This is a genomic window from Psychrobacter sp. UBA6766 (genome assembly GCF_002453355.1).
GTDB lineage: Bacteria > Pseudomonadota > Gammaproteobacteria > Pseudomonadales > Moraxellaceae > Psychrobacter.
The window spans coordinates 35,493-48,615 of record NZ_DKGQ01000035.1 but is presented as its reverse complement, the minus strand read 5'-3'; the positions used below and the strand labels follow the sequence as shown (position 1 = coordinate 48,615).

14 protein-coding genes are annotated in these 13,123 nt (G+C 42.8%); 7 read left to right on the top strand and 7 right to left on the bottom strand.

Translation table 11 applies throughout. From position 1 onward, the window contains the following. Positions 1–251 precede the first annotated feature (251 nt). The 4 genes from rpsF (at position 252) to B4K26_RS07510 (ending at position 1,905) form a co-directional block, all read left to right on the top strand. Positions 252–650 carry a 30S ribosomal protein S6 gene (rpsF, locus tag B4K26_RS07525; protein WP_068404828.1) on the top strand — a complete coding sequence of 133 codons (399 nt, stop codon included), beginning with the start codon at positions 252–254 and terminating at the stop codon, positions 648–650. Positions 651–666: 16 nt separating this feature from the next. Then, positions 667–894 (top strand): 30S ribosomal protein S18, encoded by a 228-nt coding sequence (gene rpsR, locus B4K26_RS07520; RefSeq protein ID WP_068404827.1) that lies wholly within the window; start codon positions 667–669, stop codon positions 892–894. A gap of 25 nt (positions 895–919) precedes the next feature. Beyond that, positions 920–1,420 carry a 50S ribosomal protein L9 gene (rplI, locus tag B4K26_RS07515; RefSeq protein WP_296244576.1) on the top strand — a complete coding sequence of 167 codons (501 nt, stop codon included), beginning with the start codon at positions 920–922 and terminating at the stop codon, positions 1,418–1,420. A gap of 260 nt (positions 1,421–1,680) precedes the next feature. Next, positions 1,681–1,905, top strand: a complete 225-nt coding sequence (locus B4K26_RS07510) for a hypothetical protein (protein ID WP_296244574.1) — start codon at positions 1,681–1,683, stop codon at positions 1,903–1,905. A 106-nt stretch (positions 1,906–2,011) separates the two neighbouring features. On the opposite strand, the gene B4K26_RS07505 is transcribed toward B4K26_RS07510, so the two are convergent. Genes B4K26_RS07505 through cobT form a run of 3 tightly spaced genes read right to left on the bottom strand, consistent with a single transcriptional unit; the run spans position 2,012 to position 4,519 of the window. Next, the gene (locus B4K26_RS07505; RefSeq protein ID WP_296244571.1) at positions 2,012–2,584 is read right to left on the bottom strand and encodes a histidine phosphatase family protein; all 573 of its coding nucleotides are present in this window, start codon (positions 2,582–2,584) and stop codon (positions 2,012–2,014) included. A gap of 37 nt (positions 2,585–2,621) precedes the next feature. Further along, positions 2,622–3,452: an adenosylcobinamide-GDP ribazoletransferase gene (gene cobS / locus B4K26_RS07500; protein ID WP_296244568.1), complete on the bottom strand. Its 831-nt coding sequence runs from the start codon at positions 3,450–3,452 to the stop codon at positions 2,622–2,624. Further along, a complete protein-coding gene (gene cobT, locus B4K26_RS07495) occupies positions 3,452–4,519 on the bottom strand; it encodes a nicotinate-nucleotide--dimethylbenzimidazole phosphoribosyltransferase (RefSeq protein WP_296244566.1) in 1,068 nt (355 codons plus the stop codon). The genes cobS and cobT overlap by 1 nt, the downstream gene beginning before the upstream one ends. Before the next feature lie 234 nt (positions 4,520–4,753). On the opposite strand from cobT, the gene B4K26_RS07490 reads away from it, so the two are divergent. The 3 genes from B4K26_RS07490 to B4K26_RS07480 all read left to right on the top strand — a co-directional run bounded on the left by B4K26_RS07490 (position 4,754) and on the right by B4K26_RS07480 (position 8,290). Beyond that, the gene (locus B4K26_RS07490; protein ID WP_296244564.1) at positions 4,754–6,106 is read left to right on the top strand and encodes a GntP family permease; all 1,353 of its coding nucleotides are present in this window, start codon (positions 4,754–4,756) and stop codon (positions 6,104–6,106) included. An 84-nt stretch (positions 6,107–6,190) separates the two neighbouring features. Further along, the gene (locus tag B4K26_RS07485; RefSeq protein ID WP_296244562.1) at positions 6,191–7,327 is read left to right on the top strand and encodes a glycerate kinase; all 1,137 of its coding nucleotides are present in this window, start codon (positions 6,191–6,193) and stop codon (positions 7,325–7,327) included. A gap of 135 nt (positions 7,328–7,462) precedes the next feature. Further along, a complete protein-coding gene (locus tag B4K26_RS07480; RefSeq protein WP_296244561.1) occupies positions 7,463–8,290 on the top strand; it encodes an enoyl-CoA hydratase in 828 nt (275 codons plus the stop codon). A 113-nt stretch (positions 8,291–8,403) separates the two neighbouring features. Here the strand turns inward: B4K26_RS07480 and B4K26_RS07475 are convergent, their stop codons facing one another. From B4K26_RS07475 to B4K26_RS07460, 4 genes are all read right to left on the bottom strand, one after another. Beyond that, the gene (locus B4K26_RS07475; RefSeq protein ID WP_296244558.1) at positions 8,404–8,826 is read right to left on the bottom strand and encodes a tetratricopeptide repeat protein; all 423 of its coding nucleotides are present in this window, start codon (positions 8,824–8,826) and stop codon (positions 8,404–8,406) included. A 151-nt stretch (positions 8,827–8,977) separates the two neighbouring features. Continuing rightward, positions 8,978–9,316, bottom strand: a complete 339-nt coding sequence (locus B4K26_RS07470) for a RidA family protein (protein ID WP_296244556.1) — start codon at positions 9,314–9,316, stop codon at positions 8,978–8,980. 45 nt (positions 9,317–9,361) lie between these two features. Then, on the bottom strand, positions 9,362–10,609 hold the full coding sequence (locus tag B4K26_RS07465; RefSeq protein WP_296244554.1) for an NAD(P)/FAD-dependent oxidoreductase: 1,248 nt from the start codon (positions 10,607–10,609) through the stop codon (positions 9,362–9,364). 324 nt (positions 10,610–10,933) lie between these two features. Then, positions 10,934–13,123 carry an ATP-dependent helicase gene (locus B4K26_RS07460; protein WP_296244553.1) on the bottom strand — a complete coding sequence of 730 codons (2,190 nt, stop codon included), beginning with the start codon at positions 13,121–13,123 and terminating at the stop codon, positions 10,934–10,936.

Here is a 13,123-nt window from a genome sequence, read left to right as displayed (position 1 = left end):
AACATTTGGGGGTCAGTTCATTATACGCTGCTTTTTTATTGAACCATTTATATTTACGAGTTTTATTATTTATCGACAGCATGGCAGTGATTAACCTTTGTGTTAAGCGCTGAGTACTGTTATAATACGGCGCTTTATAAACTAAGCTTATTGCTATTGTTTTTGCAAAATTCGATAAGATTTGGGCTTACCTTATAAATCTCCTTGCTATTAACATAGGGTTAATAGCTACTAATCCGTAAGGAGTCATAATGCGACATTACGAACTGGTGTTACTTGTACACCCAGACCAAAGCGACCAAGTGGTCGGCATGGTTGAACGCTATATCAAGTTGGTTCAAGACAACGGCGGTACGATCCATCGTCTAGAAGATTGGGGTCGTCGTCAATTGGCTTACCCAATTAACAAAATTCACAAAGCTCACTACGTTCTTTTCAACGTTGAAACTGACGGTGAGACTTTGGCTGAACTTGAAGAATTATTCCGTTATAACGACGCGATCATTCGTAGTCTAGTTATGCGCCGTGACGAAGCTGTCACTGAAGAGTCGCAGTTAGCCAAGAATGCCGATGAAAAACGCGCACGCAAAGCAACGACTCGTCGTCCAGACAATCGTGAAAACGACGACAACGACAACAGTGAAGACTAATTAAAGGAGAATACTCATGGCACGTTTCTATCGCCGTCGCAAATTCTGCCGTTTCACTGCTGAAGGCATCACTCACATCGATTATAAAGATGTTGAATTGCTAAAACAGTATATCAGTGACAATGGTAAAATCGTACCAAGCCGCATCACCGGTACGTCTACTAAATATCAGCGTCAGCTAGCCACTGCTATCAAGCAAGCTCGCTATCTTGCGCTACTTCCGTATACTGACAACCATCAGTAATTTAACCGTTAACTAGGAATGACTCATGCAAATTATTTTGTTACAGCGTATCGTCAACCTTGGTAAACTCGGTGAAACTGTCGATGTGAAACCAGGTTACGGACGTAACTTTCTTATCCCTCAGGGCAAAGCACTTCCTGCAACTAAAGCAAACATTGAAAAGTTTGAAGCACGCCGTGCAGAGCTTGAAGCTGAAGAAGCAAAAGAAGTAGCAGTTGCTCAAGAACGTGCTGACGCGTTAACTGACGTTAATGTCATCATGCGCGCCAAATCAGGTGACGAAGGCAAGCTATTTGGCTCTATCGGTACTCGCGATATCGCTGAAGCGTTGACTAACTCAGGTCTAGAAGTTGACCGTGCTGAAATCAAGCTTCCTGAAGGTACCCTACGTCAAGTGGGCGAATACAATGTTGATATTCAACTTCACCACGACGTTACTGCTAGCATCTTAGTAACCATTCTTTCTGAAGATGGCGACAACGAAGACGAAGCTGAAGACGACAACGAAGGTTACTCAGAAGAGTAATATCTAGTACTAGTCTAAATTTAGTACCAGTCTAAAAAGCCAGTAACATTATTATGTTGCTGGCCTTTTTTATGGTTAGAATCTGCTAAGTATTTATTATTCTTATCAAAAATTACAATCGTATATGGCAGCAATAACTGGTAATAAATCACCTGCACAAACTATACCTAATAATAAAATACTGCTCATAAAGTCATATTCAATATTATCAATGTAGTTGCTATCCTAGCTGTATTTAACCACAGATAAAGCGGGACAATATGATAAACACTGATGATAAATTAATATGCATCCAAGGTAACCAGTTTTACACAGAAGGTGAAATCTATACAGTCGGTAGAATTGTGAATAACAAGTATTTTCAGATAATGACTGGTAATAATGCTGACCATTGGTATGCAACCTTAGGCGATGAAGGTATCTATGTTAGTTTCGATTCGATGAGCGCCAAAGACAATAAAGCATGGTTTGATAAAACTACTTAGAAGAGCATAACTTATTAAGGCATTGCTGAAGACATATACTTATGAGAGATATATTAAACAAAACATTATTCAAAAAGCTGATCATGGTAAATGGTCAGTTTTTTTATTAAAAATTTAATTGACGACACTCTAGATAATTCACTGGTCGCGGCCAATCAGCGGCTATTTTTGGCACCCCTTGCCCAGCGACAATCATACTAGCCGCATTAATCCAGCCAGCATGACCGACCGCTAGTGTTGGTCTATCTTTACAATTTTGCACAGTTTGCATAGTTTGCATAGTCATCTTATTTAACCACGCCTCAGTGCGCTTAAATAGTTGCTGTAAGCTTTCGCCATCCTTGGGTGCAAAATCCGTAAAATTATCGCACCAGTCATCAATCTGTTGTTTTGGTATTTGTGACCAAAGCTGACCGTCCCATATGCCAAAATTGATTTCTGCCAGCTCAGGGGCCATCCGACATTGAAAGCCGCGCTGTGCTAGTAGTTGCCCCACTTTTAAAGAGCGCTGCAACGGGCTAACCCAGATAACTTTTGGTAATTGATGCAGACGGACAAAGCGCTGAATTTTATTGGCAAGGCGTTTGAGTTTCCGCTTATTGACCTTTACGTTTGTCTGTCCAATACAAAGGCCAGTAGCAGCCATAGGTTTTGGATGGCGCCAAATATAAACAACCATTTGTAATACTTATCCTTTTTCAACGTGAACCTTTAACTTAGATAAACGGCACTGAGGCAGCAAGTCCGATATAAATAGCAATCTCACTTAACTGCTGTGTGGCACCCAAACCATCACCTGTATAACCATCAAGTCGCCTACGTAATAAACGCCGCATATAATCCGTCGCTATTAACCCTAAAAATAAAGCCAATAACCATTGCCAAATGCTAAGCTGCTGCACAGTATTAGGAAAAAGAAACACGATGATCACGGCAGCCAATATAAGCCAACCACTGCTCAATAGCCCTTGTAATGGCGTCAGCTGCTGCGCCATCGGTTTGGCTTTAGCATGCTCAATCTCCCCACCGTAAGGCAACAACGCCAGTAAACTAATACATAATAAGCGTGAGGCCGTATGACCGATGATAAGGGCAATGACAGCTACCGATGGCGGCATCGCGGCAAGCAAGCTAATTTTAAGAAGAAGCGCTGATACTAGCCCTAAAACGCCATACGTACCCAAGCGCGAATCCTTCATAATCTTTAGGGTGCGCTCGCGGGTTAAACCACCGCCAAGCCCATCACAACTATCAGCGAGGCCATCTTCATGAAAAGCGCCAGTGAGCCTAATCCCAAACGCCGTGCTTATCACTGCTGCAACCAATGGCGTAAATAAGATACTCGCAATCCAGAATATGCCCGCACAGAGCAAACCAACCAGCAACCCCACGGCGGGGAAATACCGGCTACTCTCGTGCAACCACTGCGGATTATAGTTTTTAAACTGCGGAACTGGCAGACGAGTTAAAAATTGAATTGCTACCAATACCAGTCGCGCTTCATAACGCAATCGCTGCCGCACAGACAGCAGTGATAAACTTGACATCAGCGACTCTGCTCACTAATACCTGCATCACTAAAGCTTGCCATTTCATTCATAATCGCGCAGGCAGATTGCAATAGTGGATAGGTAAGCGCCGCTCCGCTACCCTCACCTAAGCGCATTCCCATATCGAGTAATGGCTCAGCATTCAACAGTTTTAATAAATGAGCATGTCCTGGCTCGACCGAACGATGGGCAAAGATAGCGTATTGAGCGACACCCGGCGCTAGGCACTCGGCAACCAGTAAAGCAGCACTGGCGATAAAGCCATCAATTAAAAGAATACGGCGCTCGCTGGCTGCTTGAATCAATGCCCCTGCCATCATGGCAATTTCAAGTCCACCTAATGCCGCGAGTACGTCAAATGGCGTTTGTGCGGTACTATGACGTGCTAATACTTTTGTTAAAACATCCGTTTTATGCTGTAACCCAGCATCGTCAAGACCAGTGCCGCGACCGATACAAGCATCAATCGGTATATCGCCCAATCTTGCTAACAAGAGACTGGCAGCAGACGTATTACCAATCCCCATTTCTCCAACAATCAATAGGTTGCCTGCCATCTTTTCGACTACTTGTCTGCCATTTTCTAATGCAGCTAAGCACTCTTCTGCTGTCATAGCAGGTTCTGTTAGCGCATCACGGCTGCCATGACGGATTTTATAATCGAGCAGTTGCGGATGGTCTTTAAAAGGAGAATTGCCAAAGTCTTCATCAACACCAGCATCGACCACTTTTAGCTCAATATTATGCTGACGAGCTAAAACATTGATAGCAGCGCCGCCTTGTAAAAAGTTATCAACCATTTGTGCAGTGACCGCGCTAGGAAATGCCGATGTGCCATGCTTGGTTAAACCATGGTCAGCCGCAAACACTCTGATTTGTGGTTGCTCAATTTTTGGCGTAGCCGTTCCTTGAATCATACCTATCTGTAGCGCCAATGTCTCTAAACGCCCAAGCGCGCCAAGAGGTTTGGTTTTTTGATCGATGATTTGCTGCAACTGCTGGCGCAGTTCGCTATTTTCTATATTCTCAATCTTAGGCGCTATAAATGTGCTCAAGGAAACCACCCTAGTATTTATGTATTTAAAATAAAACCCACATACTAGCAGAGTATCTTAGCTTTACTATGAATAAAATCAAATGAGAGCCGAATAGATTCCCTAGTAGAATAGATTTACTATAGAATATGCACCTTTAAAAATTCATATTACTATTGATGTTAAGCTAGGTGCCAAACTCAGTGTATGCGGTATGAGTTGCATTAATAGCGTTAGGACATTAACAACTATATAGAGACAATAATGATCACATTTTGGCTGCTGCTGACCATTCTTTTTATTATTTTTGCCACTGCAAAGTTAAAATGGCATCCTTTTTTAGTACTAATACTATCTGCCTTTCTTGTCGCACTTTTTTACCAAGTTCCGCTTGATACAGTCGCAAAAACCATCTCTGATGGCTTTGGCGGTATTTTAGGATATATCGGTCTGGTAATTGTATTTGGCACCATTATCGGCTTAATACTTGAGAAAACAGGTGCCGCTATCGTGATGGCAGAAACCGTCATCAAAGTCTTGGGACCGCGTTTTCCTACTTTGACCATGTCTATCGTTGGTGCTGTCGTATCTGTGCCCGTATTTTGTGACTCAGGCTATATTATTTTAAACTCGTTAAAAGAGTCTTTGGCTGAGCGTTTAAAAGTTTCAAGCGTGGCAATGAGTATCGCCTTAGCGACTGGTTTATATGCTACACATACTTTTGTGCCGCCAACACCAGGTCCGATTGCAGCAGCGGGCAACTTGGGACTTGAGTCAAACTTGGGCTTGGTCATCGTGGTCGGTGTTGTCGTAACCATCGTTGCGGTATTTGCCGGTTGGCTGTGGTCAAATCGCTTCCTTGACGCCACGCCTGACAATATTGATGCCCTTGATGCGGTCGCTGTGCCGGATAATATGAAGACCCGCGACGACTTCAGCACACTGCCATCAGCAACCATGGCATTTTTGCCTATTGTTGTGCCCATTGTACTGATTTGCTTATCGTCTGTTGCCAATTTACCCAGCGCACCATTTGGTACAAATACCATAACAGATATTTTAGTCTTTATCGGCAATCCCCTAACCGCCCTATTGATTGGTTTATTTTTATCATTTCTACTGATTAATACTGAACAAAAAACACAACAGATTAGTGACAGCATCTCACAAGGCTTAGTAGTCGCAGCGCCTATTCTCCTAATTACTGGTGCTGGTGGCGCGTTTGGCGCTATGCTCAAAGTCACGCCAATCGGCGATTATTTGGGTACGACGTTATCAGCATTGGGATTGGGTATTTTTATGCCATTTATCGTCTCTGCTGCGTTAAAAACGGCTCAAGGTTCGACCACTGTTGCTTTGGTTACAACTTCGGCGATGGTTGCCCCATTATTAGGTCAAATAGGCCTTGATAGTGAGCTTGGTCGCGTATTCTGTGTAATGGCGATTGGTGCAGGTGCGATGACTATCTCGCACGCTAATGACAGCTTTTTTTGGATTGTTAGCCAGTTTAGTCGTATGAGCGTGGCGCAGGCTTACAAAGCGCATTCTATGGCGACTGGTATTCAGGGCGTGACCAGCATCATCTTTATTTGGTTATTAACCTTGGTATTTATCTAGCGCCTTATTTAAATTATCAAAAGTTGAATTATTGAAAGTTAAATTATTAAAAAAGACTCAAAAAAAACACTTAAAGAGAAAGTCATGAAAATTTTAATCGCCCCTGACTCATTTAAAGAAAGTGTCGAGGCATTAGATGTCTGTCACGCTATCCAATCTGGTTTCAGCCAAGTATTTCCTGACGCTGACTATAAGCTACTACCGATGGCGGACGGCGGCGAAGGGACTTCTGCAGTGCTCTCTTATGTGTTAGGTGGACGCTGGAAAGAAGTGCGTGTCCATGATCCCTTAATGCGACCGATTAGCGCAAAATATTTATTACTGCCTGATGCGACAGCGGTCATCGAAGTCGCTCAAGCTTGCGGCTTACATCTATTGACGGTAGCAGAGCGTAATCCTGTCATCGCTAGCAGCTATGGCGTCGGCGAGCTGATTGCGGATGCTCTAAATGAAGGCGTCAAGCGAATCATCATTGGCCTTGGCGGTAGTGCCACCAATGATGCAGGACTTGGTATGCTAATGGCACTTGGTATGACGTTTCATGATAGTGATGACAACATCTTAGCCCAAGGCGGCGGCGCGCTTGCCAACTTGCAACGACTGGATGCGATGAGCTTTCATGCCAGCGTGTTAGACACGGTATTTGAAGTGGCCTGCGATGTCACCAATCCTCTATGCGGCGTGTTGGGAGCTAGCGCGATATTTGGTCCTCAAAAAGGTGCTAGCCCGCAGCAAGTCAGTGAGTTAGATAAAGCGTTAAATCATTTCGCAAGTGTATGCGAGCAGCATGGCTACCAACGCCATCAAGAGATAGCAGGAGCCGGTGCAGCGGGTGGACTGGGCTATGCGTTAATGAGCTTTTGCCAAGCGAAGTTAACGTCAGGTTTTGATACAGTGGCAAAAGTGGCCAACTTAGCCCAGCATATCGCCGATGCAGATTTGGTCATCACTGGTGAAGGCAAGCTTGACGCTCAGTCTGCTATGGGCAAAGTAGCGGGCGGTATTAGCCAAATTGCCAAACTGAGTCATACGCCAGTCATTGCTATTTGCGGCAGTGTTGATGGGCTAAAATCGGCTCAAACCAGCCAGTTTGATGTCATTATGCCCAGTATCCAAAAGCTAGAGTCCTTCGATAATGTCTTCAAAAATGCTTATAACAATATTGAAATTACCGCTACCAATATTGCTGCTGCCATGAAGTTAGGCCAAAATATAAATTAATCGATTGCCGCTACTTGCTAACCCATAAAGTAACAATCGGGTTGCTTAACAAGCAAAGCATGCTAGTATTTAAAAAAGAGTTAAAGCGATTTTTGCGCTACTTTATGCATAAATAACCATTATCAAGGATGATAAATGACTCAATTTAACCCAACAGCGACCTCAATCAATAATATCAATGAAGCAGTGATTATCAGAGAAGTAGATGTTAATTCAAACAGTGTAGTCACGTTGACCCTGAACCGTCCCAAAGAATTTAACGCTTTATCTGTTGAGCTGCTTTCCGCCATGCAATCAGAGCTAGACGATATCGCGCAAGATAGCAGCGTACAAGTGGTAGTCATCGCCGCCAATGGCAAAGCGTTTTGTGCCGGACACAATCTAAAAGAGATGCGTGCTAATCCTGATGAGAGCTTTCAGCGTCATCTGTTTCAACAATGTAGCCAAATGATGCTAACCATCAATCGTATGCCGCAAGTTGTCATTGCCAAGGTACAAGGTATCGCAACCGCAGCAGGCTGCCAGTTAGTCGCAGCCTGTGACTTGGCAGTGGCCTCTGATAATGCTAAGTTTGCTACCTCTGGGATAAATGTAGGGTTGTTCTGCTCTACGCCGGCTGTCGCGGTCAGTCGCAACTTATCTCGCAAGCAAGCGTTTGAAATGCTCATCACTGGTGAGTTTATCGATGCCCATACTGCCTTAGATCAAGGGCTAATCAATCGTGTGGCAAACATTGCGCAGTTAGACAGCACGCTACAGTCTTTGATAAGCGCTATCATATCCAAATCTTCAGTGGCCATTAGAACTGGCAAAGACATGTTTTATAAACAACTGGATATGGAGTTGGCCGATGCGTATGAATATGCGGCTGAGGTGATGACGTGCAATATGATGGCGGCTGACGTCAGCGAAGGCATAGACGCCTTTATCGAAAAACGTCCTGCGCTATGGAGAGGATGTTAGCTCCCCTATCCCCATACTAGAGCGCACAAACTGTCTCTAGTATGATGTTTAGCTAAATAAAGAACTGGATAACAAGTAAACTACTGAAAATAGTAATCGCCCATTTTAGCGTTTTAGTTAGCGAGCAATGTTGCTAGTAATTCGTTTATCTCGGCCTTAAACTCTTTATCTTCGATTTTATTGGCGCTAATTTTGGCATTTTGTAGATTCTTGATAGCGGCCTCCGTTTGACCCAATTCGATTTGCAGCTCAGCCATAGAAAATGCAATCGATGCCAAATGGTCTTTAGAATTAATCGCCGCGGCTTTGTCTAACGCTTTTTGATAGATAACCAGCGCTTCATCCAGATCTTCGGTAAAGTCAGCCAAGGTCTCCCACTGTTCAGGATGATCTTTATCGCTTTTCTCGTTCTCGATACACAAGTCTTTTAGCTGCTCATATAGCGCATCAAAAGTTTTTTGATCGTTCTTACTGTCCGCTTCTAGCATCTTTTCTGCTAGCACATAAATGGATTTATATATTTTGGTATTAATCATAATGGGTGGCCTTATTGATTTGCTCATCAAATATATTAAATAGTGTTGATTATAGACTAATTTGTGTAAATAGCGCATAGAAAAGGGCGTGATATCACATCACACCCTTTTACTTTATCTGACTTTCAACCTAAGCATGTAAAACAAGCAATTATTCAGCAGCGATAACCGTAATCTCAACCAGCAACTCAGGACTAGCCAGCGTAGATTCACCACAAGCGCGGGCTGGTGGCTGGACGCCTTCAAACCATTTGTCCCAAACCTCGTTCATCGCAGCAAAATCAGACATGCTTTTTAGCCAGACGGTCGCTGAGAGCATTTTTGATTTATCACTTCCAACTTCTTGCAGCAGTTTTTCGACTTTCTCTAAGCAAGTTAGGGTTTGGGCTTTGATATCATCTTCGCTATTTCCTACCTGGCCAGACAGATAAATGGTCTGATTATGAATCACGATTTGACTCATACGTTGGTTACTATGGAGCTTTTGCATGGGTTATTATCCTTAATTTTTATTTAAACGTTACTTGGTAAGAAATTATTGAGAAAAACGATCAGCGCTAAAGGGTTTAATATCGACCAATAGTGGTTTTTCATGAATCATCTCTTCGACGAGACGACCAGTCATTGGCCCTAAAGTAAAACCTTGATGGCTATGGCCAAAAGCAAACCACAATTTATCGTGCTGCGGCGCAGGACCAATGACCGGCTTCATATCTGGCATACAAGGACGTGATCCTGCCCAGGCCTCACTCTCAACAGCGTCTTCTAGCGGCAGAATTTTGCGAGCAAGTTTTAACACGGTATTTAATTGACCAAAGTTCTTTGGCGCATTCATCGTGGTCATCTCAGCGCCAGTGGTAATGCGGATACCTTGTTGCATTGGTCCCATCACAAAGCCCTTATCCATATCAAACATACTATGGTTGATGGTATTTTTTTCTGTCACTTTAAAATGTTGATGATAGCCGCGCATCGGGAATAACGGCAAATCATAACCGAGCGGTTTGATCAAATCATTAGACCAAGGTCCAGCGGCGATGACCAATTTATCACTATAAAAAGTGTCATTGTCAGTAATAATTTTCCAGCCATCTGCTTCTTGCACAATTTCGTTCACGCTGCTTTCTTTAAGCGTTCCGCCCATTTCTTGAAAGTTTTTTGCGTATGATTTAACCAATAAGCTTGGGTTTGAAACCTGCCAAGAATTCAGCCAGTGAATCGCGCCAACGAAATCGTCAAAATTGGCGCTCGGCTCCATGGCTTTTAATTCTTCAATCGTTAAGACATTGTGTTCAACACCTTGATCACGGTCTTTGATTGCGGCAGCAATGGCTTCTTTTAGCGTTTCTTCAGAACGATGCAGCTGTAACCAGCCTTTTCGGCTAATCAAATATTCAGCCCCAGAAGCTTCAATCATGGGTTGGTGCTCACTGGTGCAATGCTCAATCAGCGTCTGCCATTCAGCTTCTATTTTTTTGACTGACTCAGGTGTAGAATATTTCCAATACTGTAATAACGCTTGATGATAACGCAAGATTGCCGGAATGCGATAGCGAATATCGGTCCCTTGATTTGGCAGTACGCGTATCATTTCAGTCAGCTGACGCGGAAACGGATGGGTATGAATCGCCTCGCGTTGAATCAAGCCTGCATTGCCGTATGAAGTCTCAGAGCCTGGTAGCTTTTTGTCCAAAAGTAAAACTTGAGCGTTATTTTTTTGTAGATGCCAAGCAACTGAGGTGCCGACCATACCTGCACCGATAACGATAACTTCATAGCGCATAAAATGTCCTTTTTTAAGGTCTTAATACAAAGTATAGAATATAAGAAATAACAGATAAGGGAGTCATAGTAACGCATTGCGCGCAAGATTAAACCCTTATGATATAAATATTTTTGCTATTCAATACTTTTGGTTATGCCTTTAAAAGGAAGGTATTTTTGATAGGAATAATAAAGAGGTCATTAAGAAAATAATCATGATTTAGATAAACCAAATAGTACAAATACTGAAAAATAATTCTAAAAGTTACAATGTCAGATAGAGTTATTTTAACTGCCTTTTAACATTTATGATTATCTTAGAATTGAGGATGAGCCATATCTATCACCACCAAATCGCATCCTCACTCGCTAGCGTCTCTAAAAGCTTTTTGCCAGTCTCGGCCGTCAGCTTATCGGCAGGCAACTCCGCGATAAACCGTGATGGCTTATCGAAATATCCTGAATAGCTTGAGAAATAATCGGGCGCGGTTAGAAACAATCTATTCTTAGCGCGGCTACAAGCAACATAAAACAGCTTACGCTCTTCCTCTAATTCTTCAAAATCACTGAGTGAGCGGTAATGCGGCGTCATACCATCGACGAGAGAATTGACGAAAACCACTGGCCATTCAAGCCCTTTGGCACTATGAATGGTCGAAATGGTAACTTTATCACTGTTATTTTCGCTGTCTTTAGTCCCTTTCTTAGGCTCGCCTGCGGTCGCCACTGAATCATTTGGCGGATCAAGGGCAAGATTTTCTAAAAACTTATCGAGACTGTCGTACTCTGTCGCTAAATTCTTAAGCACTCGAAAATCTTCACTACGTTCGCGCCAGTTCTCTTCGATTGTTTTTAGCACAGGAATATAAAACTCAAGAATTATCTCAATCACCGTTTCGACTGACTCTGCCTGACTGGCTTTGCTTAAAGTCGCGTGCAATGACTTAAGCTGAGGGCTTTTTTTCGCAAATGATGGTGCTAATAATGGCTCAAAGGTGTTGTTATTAACATTACTATCGGTATTAATGGCTTGGGTCAATCGCGTCGCCGTCACTGACCCTACTCCTTTAAACAAAGTCAAAATTCGGTGCCATGAAATGGTGTCATTTGGGTTATATAGTATTTTGACGAATGCTAATACATCTTTGATGTGGCGCCGTTCAATAAAGCGGATACCGCCTACGACAATAAACGGAATATTGCGCTCCATAAACTCAAGCTGGACGTAGTTGGATTGAAAAGACGTTCGGCACAATACGGCAAAGTCTTGATAATCGTAGTCGGGTTTTAATTCGATGATTTTATCGGCGATATATTTCGCCTCTTTCGTTTCGTCACTTAAACGGCGGAATGTCGGCTTTACGCCGTCGATAGAGGCACCAGAGTAGAGCTGCTTTTGATAGCCCAAGGTGATTTGTGACGATAAAGCATTAATATAATCCAGCACCGCTGGCGTGCTACGATAATTTTGCTCCAATTTAATCAGTTTTGCTTCAGGATAGCTCTCACCAAATAATAAAATATTTTCATAATTAGCACCGCGAAAGGCATAAATACTTTGGTTGTCATCACCGACCACCATCAGTGATACCGACGCAGGCGCACAAATGAGGTCAATCAGCTCTTTTTGTGGAATATTGGTGTCTTGGTATTCATCGACCATGACATAACGATACTGCTGTTGTAGTAGCTTTCGAAACGTATCATTGGTTCTTAAATGGCGCACCACTTGGCTGATGATGTCATCAAAATCATATAAATGATTGGTGCGCTTATACTCATGAAAATCAACCGCCAATTGCTCAATAACCGGAATATGGACGGCGATATCAGGATAACTGCTTTCGATTAAATCGCGAATATGAATACGGCGATTTCGAGAGGTTGAAAAGATATTTTGCAACGTCTTTTTGCGTGGAAAGGCTTGATTGGTTATTTTGGTTGGATACTTTTTTTCTTTATTGATCAAATCGATGGCGTCTTCACTATCGCCAGTATCTAAAATTGTAAAGCGTGGATTGATACCAAGCAGCCCTGAATATTGGCGCAATAACATATTGCAAAAAGAGTGAAAAGTGCTGCTGGTGATGTCGTTGAGCGCCTTGCTATTGCTTAGATTATCAGTAGAAAAAGAACTTGCCAGCAAAGTCTTAGCTCGGTTTTTAATTTCATTAGCGGCTTTTCGGGTAAAAGTTAATAGCAGAATCTCTTTTGGTGCCACGCCATTTTCTATCAAGTAACTGGTTCTATAAGTTAAGGTTTTAGTTTTACCAGAGCCAGCACCAGCGATGACCAACACTTTACCCTCTGTAGTAGTAGTAGCGGCCAGTAGTTGATTGGGATTAAGCTCACTGGCATAATCGACTTGCAATCCCAAGTGACTAGCGAGCCTTTGTTCTAGCTCTTTGGTATCTGCCTCTATCAAATTGGCTTCGAGCTTTTTAATTGCCTGCTTAAGCCGCGCAAGCTTGGGTTTCATCTCAATAAAGTTTTGTGGATAATTATAATGGTGTGTCGCAAAAATGGTGGTCAT